This window comes from Microbacterium sp. NPDC060132 (assembly GCF_042729675.1).
Classification (GTDB): Bacteria; Actinomycetota; Actinomycetes; order Actinomycetales; family Microbacteriaceae; genus Microbacterium; species Microbacterium sufflavum.
The window spans coordinates 446,629-462,890 of sequence record NZ_JBHWXU010000001.1; the positions used below are offsets into that span (position 1 = coordinate 446,629).

The window sequence follows — 16,262 nt, forward strand, 5'->3', positions numbered from 1 at the left end:
CCTCAGCGGTGCGCGGTGCTGTCGCGCACGAGCAGCCGGGTGGGCACGATCGCACGGTCGCCGTCCGCCGCCGGGTCCGCTCCCTCGATCGCCGCGACGAGGGCCCCCACCGCCCGCTGTGCGAGAGCGGAGAAGTCCTGGCGGATGGTGGTGAGGGGCGGCAGGTAGTCCGCGGCATCCGGCACGTCGTCGAACCCCACCACGCTCACGTCCGCGGGCACACGGCGTCCGGACTCCGCCAGGGCCCGCAGCAGACCGAGAGCCATCTGGTCGTTCGCGCAGAACACGGCCGTCGCGGGAGCCAGCGCGGCGCCTGCCGCGAATCCCGACCGCGAGGTCCAGTCGCCGCGGACCACCGCGGGCGCCGCGATCCCGCCCGCGGCGAGCGCCTCCCGCCATCCCCGCTCGCGCTCGGCGGCGGCGAAGGAGTCGGCGGGCCCGGCGAGATGGTGCACGGTGGCGTGTCCGAGGCTCAGCAGGTGCGCCGTGGCCGCGGCCGCCCCTCCCGCGTGATCGCTGTGCACGACGATCGCCCCGGTCTCGGCGGGCGCGTCGACCACCACGAGCCGCAGACCCGGAGGCCGCGGGGCGGACGGCACGAGCGCGGAGGCCTCGTTGAGGACGACCGCGCCGTCGACGCCCTGGTCCGCGAGCTGGGCGAACGCCGCCTCGACGCCCTCGGACGCGGTGACCACGGTGAGGGCGTAACCGCGTTCGGCCGCCGCCTCGGCCGTGGCCTGCAGCATGCGGGAGTTGCCGATCGTCGCGAGGGTGGTGACGACGAGGCCGATCGTGTGCGAGCGGCCCGTGCGCAGGGCTCGCGCGGCGCGGTGCGGCCGGTAGCCGAGCTCTGCCATCGCCGCCTCGACGCGGGCACGCGTGGCCGGATCGACCCGCGGGCTGCCGTTGACGACGCGCGACACCGTCTGGCCCGAGACTCCGGCGCGCGCGGCGACCTGGGCCATGGAGACGCGGGCGGCGTCCGGCGCGGCGGATGCGGAGGCGGGGGTGTCTCGTGCCACGCGTCCTCCGTTCACAACTCCGTCATGTTGACGTTATCACGCGCGGAGACCTACCATGTTGACGTGAACACGCCCGATTCCCCTGAGATGCGGACGCAGGTCCTCGGTGCCGGCGTCGTCCGCCGCGCCACGACCCTCGCCGACGGCCGCGACCTCTTCTACTACGACGACCCCGGCACCGCCCTCGGCGCGGAGCGAGCCGTCGACGCCCGCACCCTCGCCCCGCGACCCGACACCGCGACCATGCGGCTCGACGTGCTGACGGGCGACTGGATCACGGTCGCCGCGAATCGGCAGAACCGCGTGATGATGCCGAGCGCCGACGCCGACCCGCTCGCCCCGCAGACCCCGGGCAACCCGTCCGAGGTGCCGTCGCGCTACGACGTCGCCGTGTTCGAGAACCGCTCCCCCGCGTTCGGCCCCGCGCTCGCCGAGGCCGTGGGCGCCGCCCCCGCCGCCGCCGACGCCCCGCGCGGGCTCGACGACCTCGACGCCCCGGGCCTCGGCCGCACCCGCACCGCGGTCGGACGCTGCGAGGTCGTGTGCTTCAGCCCCGAGCCCGCGGGATCGTTCGGCACCCAGACCGTCACGCGCGCCCGGACCGTGATCGAGGCGTGGGCCGACCGCACCGAAGCCCTCTCCGCGCTGCCCGGGATCCAGCAGGTGTTCCCGTTCGAGAACCGCGGCGCCGAGATCGGGGTCACGCTGCCCCACCCGCACGGCCAGATCTACGCCTACCCGTACGTGACGCCGCGCACGACCCGCACGCTCGACATGATCGACCGCACCGCGCCCGACCTGTTCGCCCGCATCCTCGACACCGAGCAGAGGTCCGAGCGCGTCGTGCTCCGCGGCGAGCACTGGACCGCGTTCGTGCCCTTCGCCGCCCGCTGGCCGCTGGAGGTGCATCTGATGCCGCACCGCCACGTGCCCGACCTCGCCGCGACCACCGACGCCGAGCGCGACGAGCTCGCCCCGCTCTACCTGCGCCTGCTGCGCGGGGTCGACGCGCTGTACGACACCCCGACGCCCTACATCGCCGCGTGGCATCAGGCTCCCGTGCGCGTGGGCCGCGACAGCGTGCGCCTGCACCTGCAGCTGACGAGCCCCCGCCGCGCCGCCGACCGGCTCAAGTACCTCGCCGGCTCCGAAGCGGCGATGTGGGCGTGGGCCGCCGAGGTCACGCCGGAGCAGGGGGCCGAGCGCCTCCGCGACGCCATCGCCCGCACGGACGCCGTGGACGGAGTCTCCGCATGACCGCGGTGCGGGAGGCCGAGGCCCAGTTCGCGACCCTGACCGGGCACGGGCCGGACGGCGTGTGGTCGGCTCCCGGTCGCGTGAACCTGATCGGCGAGCACACCGACTACAACGACGGCTTCGTGCTGCCGTTCGCGATCCCGCAGCGCACGGCTGCGGCGGTCGGCGGGCGCGACGACGGTCGGCTCCGCGTCACCTCCACGTTCGCGGACGAGCCCGTGGAGGTCGCCCTCGACGACCTCGACCGCCTGTTCCCCACCGCGCCCGGGAGCCGCCCCGCGGTGCCGGAGTGGGCCGCGTACCCGCTCGGGGTGGCGTGGGCGCTGCGCCGGGCGACGGGGGTGCCGGGCCACGGCGCCGACATCGCGATCGCGTCGACCGTGCCGGTGGGCGCCGGGCTGTCGTCGTCGGCCGCGATCGAGGGCGCCACGTCGTCCGCGCTGAACGAGCTGTGGGGCACCGGGCTCGACGCGGTGGCCCTCGCGCGCATCGGTCGCACGGCCGAGAACGAGGCGGTCGGCGCCCCCACCGGGATCATGGACCAGATGTCGTCGATGCTCGGCGAGCCCGACGCCGCGATCTTCCTCGACTGCCGCTCGCTGGAGGCCGAGGTCGTGCCTCTGGGCATGGCCGCGGCCGGGCTGTCCGTGCTGGTGATCGACACCCGCGTGAAGCACGCCCACTCGACGGGCGGCTACCGCGCGCGCCGCGAGTCGTGCGAGCGCGGCGCCGCGGCGCTCGGGGTGCCCGCGCTGCGCGACGTCGCGGTGGCGGACCTCGCCCGCGCGCAGGAGCTGCTCGACGACGAGACCTTCCGCCGCGTGCGCCACATCGTCACCGAGAACCAGCGCGTGCGCGACACCGTCACCGTGCTGCGGGCGGAGGGCGCGCGGGCCATCGGCGGCCTGCTCGTCGCCTCGCACGCCTCGATGCGCGACGACTTCGAGATCTCCACCCCCGAGCTCGACGCCGCGGTCGACGCCGCGCTCGCCGCCGGTGCCCTGGGGGCGCGCATGACGGGCGGCGGCTTCGGGGGCGCGGCGATCGCGCTCGTGCCGCGCGACGAGGTCGAGGCGGTGACGACCGCCGTGCGCGCCCGGTTCGCCGAGGCCGGATACGCCGAGCCGCACGTGTTCACCGTCAGCCCGTCCGCAGGTCCGCGCCGCGACGCCTGACACAATGAGTGGTCGAGCCGCCACGGTCGCGGCAGGAGAGGAACGCATGTCCTGGATCGTCACCGGCGGCGCCGGCTACATCGGCGCCCACGTGGTCCGCGCTCTCGCGGAGGCGGGTCTCACCCCGGTCGTGCTCGACGACCTGTCCAGCGGCGTCGCCTCGTTCGTGCCGGAGGGCGTGCCGTTCGTGCAGGGCAGCATCCTCGACCGCGACCTGGTCGAGAAGGCCCTGCGCGACCACGACGCCGACGGCGTGATCCACGTGGCCGGGTACAAGTACGCGGGGGTCTCCGTGCAGCGCCCGCTGCACACCTACGCGCAGAACGTCGAGGGCACCCGCGTGATCCTGGAGGCCATGCAGCCCGCCGGCGTCGCGAACATCGTGTTCTCCTCCTCGGCCGCCGTGTTCGGCACGCCCGACGTGCCGCTCGTGGTGGAGGACACCGCCAAGAAGCCGGCGAGCCCCTACGGGGAGTCGAAGCTGATCGGCGAGTGGCTGCTGCGCGACCAGGCCATCGCCACCGCCGACAGCGAGCGGCCGCTCCGGCACACCTCGCTGCGCTACTTCAACGTCGTCGGCTCGGCCGACCCCGCGGTGTACGACGTGAGCCCGCACAACCTCTTCCCGATCGTGTTCGAGGCGCTGCTGGAGGGCCGCACCCCGAAGATCTTCGGCGACGACTACGACACCCCCGACGGCACGAACGTGCGCGACTACGTGCACGTGGGAGACATCGCCGCCGCGCACGTGGCAGCCGCGCAGCGCCTCGCGGCGGGCGAACCCATCGAGCCGGCGTACAACCTCGGCTCGGGCGACGGCCTCAGCGTGGCGCAGATCATGGACGCGGTCGCCCGGGTCACGGGCATCGACTTCACGCCCGAGGTCGGCCCTCGGCGCCCGGGCGACCCCGACCGCATCGTGGCCACCGGAGAGCTCGCAGCGCGCGACCTCGACTGGCGCATGCGGTACACGGTCGACGAGATGGTGCGCACGGGCTGGGAAGCACGGCGGGCCGCCGGCGCCTGAGCCTCACACGTCGCGGGTGCGGATGGGGTAGAGCCAGAAGCACAGCCACGCGAGCGCGGTGAACCCCAGCGGGATCACGGCCAGCATGAGCCGGATGGCGCCGTCGACCGTGTCGGGCTGCGCCTCGCCGAGCGTCGCGTCGAACCCCGACGCCGTGAGCACGACCGCCGCGACGATCGCCTGCAGCACGACGGAGCCGCGGACGACGAAGCCGTTGACGCCGAAGTACGCGCCCTCCCGCCGATGCCCCGTGCGCGTCGCGTCGTCGTCGATGATCTGCGCCAGCACGACCTCGAGCAGTTGCAGCAGCCCGCCCACGCCCACACCCACCGCGACGCCGACGAGAGCCGCTCCGAGCACCGACGTGGGGATCAGATACCCGAGCACCGCGACCCCGAACACCGCCACGCTCCACAGCAGGGCCGTGCGGGGGGAGGTGCGGCGGACCACCGTGCTCCACAGCACGATCGACGGGATCGCGGTCACGAAGATCGCGCCGAGCAGCAGGCTGCCCTCCCCCTCCGCCGCACCCAGCGAGTACCGCACGTAGAACGGGACCGACGCGAGGATCACCGCGATCGAGGTCTGCACGCACAGCGACCCCAGCACGTACGGCACGAACGCCCGATTGCGGAACGTGTAGGTGAGCTGGTCGCGCCAGCGCATCGCCTCCGACGCCGCCTCCGGCACGCGCCGCTCGATCATGCCGCCGAAGAACGACCACGCCAGCAGCACGAGGCACACCCCGGACAGCACGAGCGCCATGCCCGGCCAGCCGATCGCGTCGTACAGTGCCGGGGCGCCCGCCGTGCCGAGCACCATGCCGAGGATCGCGAAGATCTGCCGCGGCACGTTGCCCCGCGCGCGCTCCTCCGTCGTGCGGAAGATCTCCGGGAACAGCGCCGAGATGTTGAGCACCACCACCACGAACGCGATGTCGTAGACCGCGACCACCACCAGGAACCAGGCGATGAGGCCGTCCGCGGGCAGGTCGGGCGGCATCCACACCAGCGCGAACGCCACCACCAGCGGCACGATGCCGAGGCCGATCCACGGGATGCGGCGGCCCCACGGCGTGCGGATCCGGTCGGACAGCGCGCCCACCAGCGGGTTGAGCGCCGCGTTCAGGATGCCGTGTGCGACCATCGCGACGGCCACCCAGGTGGCGGGCACCGCGAGGTGCGACACGTAGAAGTAGACGACGAACGCGGAGAACGTCTGCGTCATCAGCTGCGTGGGGAACCCGGACGCCCCGAACGCGATCGACTGCGCCCGCGTCGGGGCCGCGTCGAGGCGACGGTCGCGCAGCCGGTCCGCGAGCGCCGTCACCGGGCCGCCCCGCGCTGCAGGTCGCGCAGGTCGCGCCAGCCGACCCGCACGAGGCCCTCGTCGTCGATCGTCTGCTCCACGAGCGGGTCGTCGAGCAGCCGCAGCTCGTAGCCGCGCTTGGCCGCCCCGAAGTCGACGGCGGCGCGCAGCTCGGCGCCGTCGGTCATCGGGTGCAGGTAGATCTCGGTCACGCCGGGCGGCACGGCCCGCAGCACGTCGAGGAACCCGTCGCGCACCCGCTCGTACGTCTCCTCCTGCGCCGTGCCCTCACCGGCCAGCTCGAACGGGTGCGTCCACAGCCGGTCGATGATCTCCACGCCGAGCGCATCGGCGGCGGCCGTGGCCTCCGCGAGCTTCGCCTGCAGCTCCTGGTCGGCTTCCGCGCCCTCCCGGTACCGCGGAAGCCGGAACGGCAGGCCGAGCCGGGCGGCGAGCTCGAACACCGGCCGCAGGAAGTCACGCCCGCTCTGCAGTCCGTAGACCGAGCCCATGTGGTTGTCGAGGTGTGTGACGTCGACTCCGGCGTCGAGCGCGGCCTGCACCTGCGCCGCCAGCTCGGCGGCCACGTCGGCCTCGGATGCCCCCTGCTCGACCGCGGCGACCTCGTTCGGGAAGAAGCCGTCGCCGTCGACGAGGGTGGTGCCGGGGCCGGTGAGCGGACGCCACCGGTAGCGCCGCCACTCGCTGGTGAGCACGAGGTGCACGCCCACATCGAGGTCGCGTCGACCGGCGGCGAACGCGAGCGCCTCGGGCGCCCAGGCGCACGGGACCATGACGGTCGCGCTGTCGATGCGGCCCCGCTCGAGGAGGCTCCCGATCGCCGTGTTCGCCGCGTGGCACATGCCGAAGTCGTCGGCGTTGAGGATGATCGCCCTGGCACCGGACGGGAGGCCGAGCCGGTCGGCGAGCGGGGGCGGAGTGGTCATGGCGGGTCCTGTCGTGGTCAGCGGCCGGGTCGCGGGGTGGCGGCCGCGGGGGTGAGGAGACGGGAGAAGACGAGCGCGCGCAGGGCGGAGGCCGCCTCGCCCACGACCCCGACGAGCGGAGCCTCCGGGCCGAACGCCGAGACGAGGAACCGGAGCGGCAGCTGCGCGGCGAACTCCTCCGCGACGCGGTCGACCGCCTCCACGAGCGCGGGGTGCGCGGCCTCGCCGCCGAGGATGAACGCTTCGGGGTCGAGCACGAGCGCCACGGTGCCCGCCGCCACCACCAGGCGCCGGCCGATCTCGGCCACCAGCTCGCGCGCCTTCTCGTCGCCCTGCTGCGCGGCTTCGAGGTGGGCCAGCAGCGGCGCCCGCACGTCGAGACCCAGACCGAGCGCGAGGTCGTGCACCACCTCCTCCCCCACGACGGGGGCGCCGATCGGCAGCGGCGACTGCGGCAGGTACATGATCTCGCCCGCGACACCCGAGAAGCCCCGGTGCAGCAGCCCCTCGATCACGATGCCCGCGCCGAGGTCGTCGTCGAGCAGGAACAGGGCGAAGCTGCTCAGCTCGGCCCCCGCCCCCGCCGTCAGCTCCGCGAGCGCGGCCAGGTTCACGTCGTTCTCCACCTGCACGGGGCACCCGAGCGCCGTCTGCAGCGCCGAGCGGAACGCACCGCCGTCCGGGCCCTGGTCGTCGCGGATGCCTCCGTCGGCCGTCACGATGCCGGGCACCCCGACCACCGCGAGGTGCAGCGGGCCGCGCGTGGACTCACGGCACGATGCCACGAGCCCGGCGATGTGCCCGACCCGGTCCCCGGACGAGGGGAACGGCGCGTGCTGTTCGGCCCGCACGGTCCCGGTCGCATCGACCAGCACGACGTGGGCGGCATGATGGTCCACGTGCACCGCGGCGGCGACCCCGAGCAGCGGGTGCAGGGCCACGCGCCCCGCGGCGGGACCCCGCGCACCGCGGTCGACGCCGGCGGCCGCCACCGCACCTCCCGCCTCCAGCATCCGCAGCACCTGGGTCACGGCCGTGCGCGACAGCCCGGTCGCCGCCATCAGCTCCGCGCGCGTCTGCGGACCGCTGTCGGCGAGCCGCTCCAGGATCGCGCGGCCGTTGAGCGACCGGAGCAGGCTCTGCGGTCCGGCAAGGGGTCGTGACATGCGGCTGATCCTCGGAGGTGTCGATGCTCGTGGTTCGGCTCGGGTGCCCGGCCAGCATGCTACATCCGGCCGCGTGCGTCCACCCCGATTCCGCCGTCGCCGCACGCACGTAGGGTGGAGGGATGACGTCCTTCGTGATCCGCGACGCCCGCGCCGACGACGCCGATGCCGTGGCCCGAGTGCACGTGCGCTCGTGGCAGACCGCCTACCGCGGCCTGATCGACCAGGAGGTGCTCGACGGGCTCTCGGTCTCGGAGCGCGCCGAGGGGTGGCGGCGGATCTTCGCCGACCCGCTGCCCACGAGCCTGGGCACGCTGGTGGCGGTGCGCGACGGCGCGGTGATCGCGTGGGCGTCGTTCGGCTCGGGGCGCGACCCCGACGGTCTCGACGACGCCGAGCTGTACGGCATCTACGCCGACCCGGACACGTGGTCGACGGGCGCGGGTCATGCGCTGCTCGAAGCCGCGGAGGCCCGCATGATCGAGGTCGGGCACACGCGCGGCTACCTGTGGGTGCTCGACGGCAACGACCGCGCCGACGGGTTCTACGCCCGGCACGGGTGGGAGCTCGACGGGGCGACCAAGATCGACCAGCGCCCGCAGTTCACGCTCCGCGAGCACCGCCGCGTCAAGCTCCTCGGCCCGCGCTGAGCCCGGACGGCCCGGGGCCGCCCGTCAGTCGATCGCGCTCATGACGTGCTTGAGGCGGGTGTAGTCGTCGAAGCCGTACTGGGACAGGTCCTTGCCGTAGCCGGAGTGCTTGAAGCCCCCGTGCGGCATGTCCGACACGAACGGCAGGTGGGTGTTGATCCACACGCACCCGAAGTCGAGGTCGCGCGAGAACCGCATCGCCCTGGCGTGATCCGTGGTCCACACCGATGCCGCGAGCGCGTACGGCACGCCGTTGGCGAGGGCCAGCGCCTCCTCCTCGGTCTCGAACGACTGCACGGTGAGCACGGGTCCGAAGATCTCGCCCTGCACGACCTCGTCGTCCTGCCGCACACCGGTCACGATCGTCGCCTCCCAGAAGTAGCCGCGGTCGCCCTGCCGGCGGCCGCCGGTGGCCACGGTGGCGTGCGCGGGGAGGCGGTCGATGAAGCCCTGCACCTGGGCGAGCTGGGCGGCGCTGCTGAGCGGTCCGTAGAGCACGCCCCGGTCGTGCGGGCCGCCGGTGCGCGCGTGCGTGCGGGCGCGGGCGACCAGGGCCGCCACGAGCTCGTCGTGCTTGGACGCGTGCACGAGCACCCGGGTGGCGGCCGTGCAGTCCTGCCCTGCGTTGAAGAACGCTCCGGCGACGATGCCCTCCACGGCGCGGTCGAGCGCCGCGTCGGCGAACACCAGTGCGGGGGCCTTGCCGCCGAGCTCCAGGTGCACGCGCTTCACGTCGTCGGCGGCCGATCGGGCGACCGCCATGCCCGCGCGCACCGAGCCGGTGATCGCGACCATCTGCGGCACCGGGTGGGCGATCAGCGCGGCGCCGGTGTCGCGGTCGCCCAGCACCACGTTGAACACGCCGGGCGGGGTGTGCCCCGCGACGATCTCGGCGAGCAGCAGCGTGGTGAGCGGCGTCGCCTCCGCGGGCTTGAGCACCACGGTGTTGCCCGCGGCGAGCGCCGGCGCGATCTTCCACACCGCCATGTTGAGCGGATAGTTCCACGGGGTGACCTGCGCGATCACCCCGATCGGCTCGCGGCGCACGAACGACGTGTGTCCGGCGACGTACTCCGCGGCGGCCCGCCCCTCGAGGCTGCGCGCGGCACCCGCGAAGAAGCGCAGCTGGTCGATGGACTGCTCGATCTCGTCGGCGACCAGCGTGGCGCGGGGCTTGCCGGTGTCGCGGGACTCCAGGTCGGCGAACTCCTCCGCCCGCTCGGCCATCTCGTCGGCGATGCGGAACAGGGCGAGCTGGCGCTGCGCGGGCGTGGTGTCACGCCACTCGGGGAACGCGGCGGCCGCGGCGGCGACGGCCGCGTCCACGTCGGCGGTGTCGGACAGGGGGATCTCGCCGTACGGCTCCTCGGTCGCCGGGTCGATCAGCGGCAGCCGTCCCGGTCCGTGCGCGGGCACGGCGCGGCCGCCGAGGAAGTTGTGCAGGGGCTCGGTCGTCGTCGACGGGGTGTGCATGGCGCCATGGTAGCCACTCGAACGCGGAATCTGAAGGATGACGAGGGTCGAACGACGGAATCAGTTGCGACAGCCCCCTGAGAATGTCACTATCGGTACATGACTACGACGCCGCAGCCGCCCCTCGACGACATCTCCAAGCGCATCGTCGAGCTGCTGCAGGATGACGGCCGCCGTCCCTACTCCGAGATCGCGCGCGAGGTCGGACTCAGCGAGGCCGCCGCCCGCCAGCGGGTGCAGCGCATGACCGAGGCCGGGATCATCCAGATCGTCGCCGTCACCGATCCGCTCCGGCTCGGCTTCCGGCGCATGTCGATGATCGGCATCCGCGTCTCCGGCGACCCCCGCGCGATCGCCGAGGAGCTGACCGCGATCACCGAGCTCGCGTACGTCGTCGTCACGCTCGGCACCTTCGACATCCTCGTCGAGGCGGTGTGCGAGGACGACGACCACCTGATCGACCTCATCGCCACCCGCATCCGCACCATCCCCGGCATCGTGCAGACCGAGAGCCTGCTCTACGCCGGACTGTACAAAGACCTCTACAACTGGGGAACGCGCTGACGCGTCCCCGCACCCGGGAGTGAACATGGGCACCACGGTCTTCGAACGCCGGCGTCCCGCGCCGTCCGTCATCGACGAGTCCCTGCGCGACACCGCCCTGTCGGTCTTCTGGCTCGACGACGTCGACCGCCCGACGCATCCTCCGCTGCGCGGGACGGCGCACGCCGACCTCGCGATCGTCGGCGGCGGCTACACCGGGCTGTGGACCGCGATCAGGGCGAAGGAGCGCGACCCCGGGCGCACGGTCGTGCTGCTCGAGGCCTCGCGCGTCGTCTGGGCCGCGTCGGGGCGCAACGGCGGCTTCTGCGAGGCCAGCATCACGCACGGCCACGAGAACGGCGTGAACCGGTGGCCGGAGGAGATCGACCGGCTCGAGGAGCTGGGGCGGCAGAACCTCGACGGCATCGAGGACACCGTGCGCCGGTACGCCCTCGACGCCGAGTTCGAGCGCACGGGCCAGCTGGCCGTGGCCGTGGAGCCGCACCAGGTGGAGTGGCTGCGCGAGGAGGAGGGCTTCCTCGACCGCGACGCGGTGCAGGCCGAGGTGCACTCCCCCACGTTCCTCGCGGGCGCGTGGGATCGGGAGAGCACGGCCCTCGTGCACCCCGCCAAGCTCGGCCTGGAGCTCGCGCGCCTGGCCGTCGAGCTCGGCGTGCAGATCCACGAGCACACGATGGTGCGCCGCATCGAGGGACCCGACGCCGGCCCGGTCACCCTCGTGACCGACGGCGGACGGGTGACCGCGGAGAACATCGCCCTCGCCACGAACGTGTTCCCTTCGCTGCTGAAGCGCAACCGGCTCATGACGGTGCCCGTGTACGACTACGTGCTGATGACCGAGCCGCTGTCGGCGGAGCAGCTCGACGCGATCGGCTGGCGCAACCGCCAGGGCCTCGCCGACAGCGCCAACCAGTTCCACTACTACCGGCTCACCGCCGACGACCGGATCCTGTTCGGCGGCTACGACGCGGTCTACCACTTCGGCGGCAAGGTGCGCCCCGCGTACGAAGACCGGATGGAGAGCCACCGACGCCTCGCCTCCCACTTCTTCACCACGTTCCCGCAGCTCGCCGGGCTCCGCTTCACGCACCGCTGGGCGGGGGCGATCGACTCCTCCAGCCGGTTCTGCGCGTTCTTCGGCACGGCCCGCCGCGGACGCGTGGCCTACGCCACGGGATTCACCGGGCTCGGGGTGGGCGCCGCCCGGTTCGCCGCCGACGTGATGCTCGACAAGCTCGCCGGGGAGGAGACCGAGCGCACGGACCTGCGCATGGTGCGCGAGAAGCCGATCCCGTTCCCGCCCGAGCCCGCCGCCTCGATCGGCATCAACCTGGTGCGCGCCGCGATGGACCGCGCCGACCACGACGGGGGACGACGCGGCCCGTTCCTGAAGACGCTCGACGCCCTCGGCATGGGGTTCGACTCGTGACCGCGCTGACACCGGGCACGCCCGTGGACGCGCGCGCCGTCGCCCTCGCGCACGAGCCCCTGCCCGCGGACGAGGTGCGCGACGGAGCGCCGACCGCGGCGTACGCCGTGCTCGACGCCACGGACGGGACGGAGATCGGCGTCTGGGAGATGACGCCGGGCGCCGCGAGCGACACCGAGGAGGACGAGGTGTTCGTGGTGCTGTCTGGCCGCGCGACCATCGAGTTCACCGAGCCCGCGCTGCCGTCTGTCGAGGTCGGGCCCGGGTCGGTGATGCGCCTGTCGGCCGGCATGCGCACGGTGTGGACGGTGACCGAGACGCTGCGAAAGGTCTCCCTCGCGGTCTGAGCCTCAACCGCGACGGACCTCGGCGTGCGGCATGCGCTCCGCCATGATCCGCACCGCCTCTGGATTGTCGTCGACCAGCACCGCGTCACGGCCCAGCGCCGACGCCACCGCCCCGGTCGTGCCGCTGCCCGCGAAGAGGTCGAGCACGCGATCGCCCGGACGGCTCGACGCCGTGACGATGCGCCGCAGGATCCCCTCGGGCTTCTGCGTCGGATAGCCCGTCTTCTCGCGACCCGTGGTGGGGACGATGGTGTGCCACCACACGTCGGTGGGGAGCTTGCCGCGCGCCGCCTTCTCCGCCGTGACCAGACCGGGAGCCATGTACGGCTCGCGGTCGACGTCGTCGGAGTTGAACACGTACGTGCGCGGGTTCTTCACGTACACCAGGATCGTGTCGTGCTTGGTGGGCCAGCGCCGCCGCGACTTCGCCCCGTAGTCGTAGGCCCAGATCAGCTCGTTGAGGAAGCAGTCCCGCCCGAACACCGCGTCGAGCATCACCTTGGCGTAGTGCGCCTCCCGGTAGTCGAGGTGCAGATACAGCGTGCCGTCGTCGCCCAGGAGCCGCCACGCCTCCTCCAGCCGCGGCATCAGGAAGGCGCCGTAGTCGTCGAAGCTGTCGTCGTACGCGCGGAGCATGCCCCGCACCCGCTCGTACGCGTGGCCGTGGAACCCGTGCCGCACCTCGGCCTCCGCCGCCGCGGGTTCGGAAGTCCGCGGATCTGCCTCCGCATCAGGCCCGTCGGCACCGGGGGCCTCCGGGTCGGCGGGGTCGTGAGGAGTCGTGAACGTCCGCCGTGCGGTCACGACCTGCCGCTCGCGCGCCCGCCCGGTGTTGAACGGCGGATCGAGGTACACCAGCGTGAACGATCCGGACGGCAGGGTCGCGGCGACGGCGAGGTTGTCGCCCTCCACGATCTCGACCGCACCCCGCGGCGCCCCCTCCGCGGCGACGGGACGGCCCGCGCCCGCGTCCGAGGTCGTCACGGCACCCGGTGCAGCCACGCGTCGGTGGAGAACTTCGACTCCACCAGAGCCTCGGCGTCGGCGTACTCCTCCGGCGTGATCGTGCCGTCTTCGGCGGACGTGAGCGAGCGGAACGTCTCCACGAACCGGTCGATGATCTCCGCCCGCTCGAGCCCGGTCTGGCTGCGCAGCGGGTCGACGCGCTTCGCCGCCGACGTGGTGCCCTTGTCGCTGAGCTTCTCGCGGCCGATGCGCAGCACCTCGGTCATCACCTGACCGTCGATGTCGTACGACAGCGTCGCGTGGTGCAGCACCCCGCCGTTGGCGAGACGCTTCTGCGCGGCGCCGCCGATCTTGCCGGTGGGGCTCGCGATGTCGTTGAGCGGCTGGTACACCGCGTCGATGCCGAGCGAGCGCAGGGCCTGCAGCACCCAGTCGTCCAGGAACGCGTAGGAGTCGGCGAAGGTCATGCCCGCCACGAGCGACGCCGGCACGTACAGCGAGTAGGTGATGATCTGGCCGGCCGCCATGAGCATGGCCCCGCCGCCGGAGATGCGGCGCACCACGTCGAACCCGTGCCGGGCCGCGCCCTCCGGGTCGACCTCGTTGCGGTACGACTGGAACGAGCCGATCACGACCGCCGACTCGTCCCACTCCCAGATGCGCAGCGTGGGACGACGACGCCCCTCGCCCACGCGCGACGTGAGCACCTCGTCGAGCGCGAGGTTCATGCGCGGGGAGACGGCCCTGTCGTGCACGATCTCCCAGTCGAAGTCGCGCCAGCCCGGCGCGGTGACCAGGGCACGTCGCACGGCGGTGCCGACCGCCTCCGGCGTGAAGCCGAGCAGCTGCGCCCCCTCGGGGAGGGCCCCGCGGACGGCGGCCGCGATCGCGGAGGCGTCGGACTCCACGGGCAGACCCTCGACCGCCGCATTGATGTCGTCGAGCGCCGAGTCCGGTTCCAGGAAGAAGTCGCCGGCGAGCCGGAACCGCGCGATCCGGTCGTTCTCCACCTCGAGGTCGACGACGACGAGCTTGCCCCCAGGGACCTTGTATTCACCGTGCACGACTCCAGCTTAAGGCGCGCCGTGCCGCGCGGGTCAGCCGCCGAGCACCACCACGCGCTCCCCCGCGCGGATGGGCGTGGAGTAGCGGTTGCCCGGTGGCGGCAGCGGGCACACGAACTGGTCGGAGAACGCGCACGGCGGCAGGTAGGCGCGCGTGAAGTCGAGCACCGCCGTCCCGTCCTCGGCGGGCTCGTCGATCGGGAGGAAACGGAACCGGTACGTCTCCAGGCCGCTGGTGCCGTCGGAGAACACCGCGCTCAGCGTGCCCTGACCGGTGCGGGTGACCGTGAGGGTGTGCGGGGCTGCGGCGAGCGTGAAGTGCAGGCGCCCCGCCACGTCCGTCTCGCGCGAGGCGCCGTCGACCGAGGTCACCAGGATCCGCTCGCCCGGCGTCGGCTCGAACGTGGCTGGCAGCCGCCACCGCTCGTCCGGGGCGTAGGCGTCGATCGCCGTGAACCACTCCCGCTGCGGGCGCGCGGGGTTCCACACGCGCAGCGCGATCGCTCCGTTGCGGTCGAACACGCGCAGCTCGCGGCGACCCAGACGCAGGGTCTGGGTGCCACGGAGGGTGACGCTCGACCCCGCCTGACCGAGCTCGGTGCCGCGGATGCCATCGTCGCCGGCGAGGGCCCAGAGCCCGGGGATGCCGTCGACGGCCGCGGGCTCGCTGATGAGCCAGTTCGTGGACTCGAGCGCGGACGGCCCGTACTCCGCGCCGGCGTAGCGCTCGCGCGCCGCATGCCATTCGTGCCAGTCGCTCCGGAAACCCATCGCCGCGCGCCCTCCCGTCCCTGCTGCGGATGAGCCCGAATCTAGGTCGCCGACGCCGGGCGCGGCGCGCTCGCGTCACACTCCTTCACCGCGCGTCATCCCGCGTCACAGTCCGCCTCGGTCGCGTGCGGGTCCGGGTGCGGACGGGCCGGTGCGGGTGCGAAAAGGGGCCCACGAGGCCGGGCGGAGGGCCGATAACGACCTCGCACCGGGGTCGCCGCCCGGCAGCGGGGGTGTCAGCGGGCGGGGATGTGCGCGTCGAGCCACGCGAGCACGTCGGCGCGCACCTCGTCCTGCTGCTGCTCGTTGAAGATCTCGTGGCGGGCGTCGGGGTACACGAGGGTCGTGACGTCGGTGAGGCCCGAACGGCGGCGGTACTCGTCGGCGAGCTTGTGGACGCTGCGCGGACCGCCGACCGGGTCGTCGCGGCCGACCAGGAGGAGCATCGGCAGGTCGCGGGCGAGGTGCTTCGCCGGACGCCCGTAGAGTCGCGCCGCGTCGAGCGGACCGAAGAGCTTCAGCAGGGGCACGCCCGTGGTGAGCGGGTCCTCCTCGAAGGACTTCCACACCGCGGGGTCGCGGCTCAGCCACTCGTATCCGGTCGCGTCGTCGGCGGCCCACGCGGCGTTCAGCGGCGCGGGGTTCAGCGACCGCGGGGTCCGCAGTGCCGAGCCGGAGAGGATCACCGCGTCGTACGCCTCGGCGTGCTCGTTCACGAGCATCTGCGCCAGGAACGACCCCCACGAGTGCCCGAGGAGCACGAGCGGCAGGCCGGGGTTCTCGTCGCGGATGATGCCGGTGAGCTGCCAGATCGCGTCCTTCGCCGCCCGGAGTCCGCCGGGGCCGAGCCGCCCCAGCTTCTCGGGGTCGCCGTGCTGACGCAGACCGGTGCGCCCGTGGCCGCGGTGGTCGTCGGCGTACACGTGGAAGCCCGCGCCGGTGAGCGCGGCGATCAGCGCGGGATAGCGGCCGGCGTGCTCGCCCACGCCGTGCAGCAGCTGCACGACGCCGCGGGGCTCGCCCGCAGCCGGGTAGACGTCGTAGACGATGGCGATGCCGTGGGAATCGGTGAACTCGCGGGTGTCGGTCACGCTGC

Annotated in this window: 16 protein-coding genes; 7 read left to right on the forward strand and 9 right to left on the reverse strand. The window is 73.4% G+C overall.

The window, feature by feature from the left end; genetic code table 11:
• Positions 1 to 2 precede the first annotated feature (2 nt).
• A complete protein-coding gene (locus tag ACFWCH_RS02320) occupies positions 3 to 965 on the reverse strand; it encodes a LacI family DNA-binding transcriptional regulator (protein WP_378803836.1) in 963 nt (320 codons plus the stop codon).
• A gap of 144 nt (positions 966 to 1,109) precedes the next feature.
• Here ACFWCH_RS02320 and galT point away from each other — a divergent pair, with 144 nt between their 5' ends.
• From galT to galE, 3 genes are read left to right on the forward strand one after another with little or no spacing between them, the layout of a single operon-like run.
• Positions 1,110 to 2,279 (forward strand): galactose-1-phosphate uridylyltransferase, encoded by a 1,170-nt coding sequence (gene galT, locus ACFWCH_RS02325; RefSeq protein WP_378803837.1) that lies wholly within the window; start codon positions 1,110 to 1,112, stop codon positions 2,277 to 2,279.
• Positions 2,276 to 3,454, forward strand: coding sequence for a galactokinase (gene galK, locus ACFWCH_RS02330; RefSeq protein WP_378802827.1), 1,179 nt, complete (start codon positions 2,276 to 2,278; stop codon positions 3,452 to 3,454). Before galT ends, galK begins: the two co-directional genes overlap by 4 nt.
• A 46-nt stretch (positions 3,455 to 3,500) precedes the next feature.
• Complete coding sequence (galE, locus tag ACFWCH_RS02335; RefSeq protein WP_378802828.1) at positions 3,501 to 4,481, forward strand: UDP-glucose 4-epimerase GalE; 981 nt, start codon at positions 3,501 to 3,503, stop codon at positions 4,479 to 4,481.
• Positions 4,482 to 4,484: 3 nt separating this feature from the next.
• Here the strand turns inward: galE and ACFWCH_RS02340 are convergent, their stop codons facing one another.
• The 3 genes from ACFWCH_RS02340 to ACFWCH_RS02350 are packed head-to-tail and all read right to left on the reverse strand — an operon-like array spanning position 4,485 to position 7,902.
• Positions 4,485 to 5,810, reverse strand: coding sequence for an MFS transporter (locus ACFWCH_RS02340; protein ID WP_136045196.1), 1,326 nt, complete (start codon positions 5,808 to 5,810; stop codon positions 4,485 to 4,487).
• Positions 5,807 to 6,736, reverse strand: coding sequence for a polysaccharide deacetylase family protein (locus tag ACFWCH_RS02345; RefSeq protein WP_378802829.1), 930 nt, complete (start codon positions 6,734 to 6,736; stop codon positions 5,807 to 5,809). Before ACFWCH_RS02345 ends, ACFWCH_RS02340 begins: the two co-directional genes overlap by 4 nt.
• A 17-nt stretch (positions 6,737 to 6,753) precedes the next feature.
• Positions 6,754 to 7,902 carry an ROK family protein gene (locus tag ACFWCH_RS02350; RefSeq protein ID WP_247637787.1) on the reverse strand — a complete coding sequence of 383 codons (1,149 nt, stop codon included), beginning with the start codon at positions 7,900 to 7,902 and terminating at the stop codon, positions 6,754 to 6,756.
• A gap of 122 nt (positions 7,903 to 8,024) precedes the next feature.
• Here ACFWCH_RS02350 and ACFWCH_RS02355 point away from each other — a divergent pair, with 122 nt between their 5' ends.
• Positions 8,025 to 8,552, forward strand: coding sequence for a GNAT family N-acetyltransferase (locus ACFWCH_RS02355; RefSeq protein ID WP_378802830.1), 528 nt, complete (start codon positions 8,025 to 8,027; stop codon positions 8,550 to 8,552).
• 24 nt (positions 8,553 to 8,576) lie between these two features.
• Here ACFWCH_RS02355 and ACFWCH_RS02360 read toward each other — a convergent pair whose 3' ends face one another.
• Complete coding sequence (locus tag ACFWCH_RS02360; protein WP_378802831.1) at positions 8,577 to 10,025, reverse strand: gamma-aminobutyraldehyde dehydrogenase; 1,449 nt, start codon at positions 10,023 to 10,025, stop codon at positions 8,577 to 8,579.
• Positions 10,026 to 10,124: 99 nt separating this feature from the next.
• Here ACFWCH_RS02360 and ACFWCH_RS02365 point away from each other — a divergent pair, with 99 nt between their 5' ends.
• The 3 genes from ACFWCH_RS02365 to ACFWCH_RS02375 are packed head-to-tail and all read left to right on the forward strand — an operon-like array spanning position 10,125 to position 12,365.
• Complete coding sequence (locus ACFWCH_RS02365) at positions 10,125 to 10,589, forward strand: Lrp/AsnC family transcriptional regulator (RefSeq protein WP_378802832.1); 465 nt, start codon at positions 10,125 to 10,127, stop codon at positions 10,587 to 10,589.
• 25 nt (positions 10,590 to 10,614) lie between these two features.
• Complete coding sequence (locus tag ACFWCH_RS02370; protein ID WP_378802833.1) at positions 10,615 to 12,018, forward strand: NAD(P)/FAD-dependent oxidoreductase; 1,404 nt, start codon at positions 10,615 to 10,617, stop codon at positions 12,016 to 12,018.
• On the forward strand, positions 12,015 to 12,365 hold the full coding sequence (locus ACFWCH_RS02375; RefSeq protein ID WP_247982233.1) for a cupin domain-containing protein: 351 nt from the start codon (positions 12,015 to 12,017) through the stop codon (positions 12,363 to 12,365). The genes ACFWCH_RS02370 and ACFWCH_RS02375 overlap by 4 nt, the downstream gene beginning before the upstream one ends.
• Positions 12,366 to 12,368: 3 nt before the next feature.
• Here ACFWCH_RS02375 and ACFWCH_RS02380 read toward each other — a convergent pair whose 3' ends face one another.
• The 4 genes from ACFWCH_RS02380 to ACFWCH_RS02395 form a co-directional block, all read right to left on the reverse strand.
• Positions 12,369 to 13,367, reverse strand: a complete 999-nt coding sequence (locus ACFWCH_RS02380; protein ID WP_378802834.1) for a DNA-methyltransferase — start codon at positions 13,365 to 13,367, stop codon at positions 12,369 to 12,371.
• Positions 13,346 to 14,395, reverse strand: a complete 1,050-nt coding sequence (locus tag ACFWCH_RS02385; protein ID WP_136028538.1) for a biotin/lipoate A/B protein ligase family protein — start codon at positions 14,393 to 14,395, stop codon at positions 13,346 to 13,348. Before ACFWCH_RS02385 ends, ACFWCH_RS02380 begins: the two co-directional genes overlap by 22 nt.
• A 33-nt stretch (positions 14,396 to 14,428) precedes the next feature.
• A complete protein-coding gene (locus ACFWCH_RS02390; protein ID WP_378802835.1) occupies positions 14,429 to 15,166 on the reverse strand; it encodes a DUF1684 domain-containing protein in 738 nt (245 codons plus the stop codon).
• Positions 15,167 to 15,402: 236 nt separating this feature from the next.
• A complete protein-coding gene (locus ACFWCH_RS02395) occupies positions 15,403 to 16,257 on the reverse strand; it encodes an alpha/beta fold hydrolase (RefSeq protein ID WP_378802836.1) in 855 nt (284 codons plus the stop codon).
• Between the last annotated feature and the right edge of the window lie 5 nt (positions 16,258 to 16,262).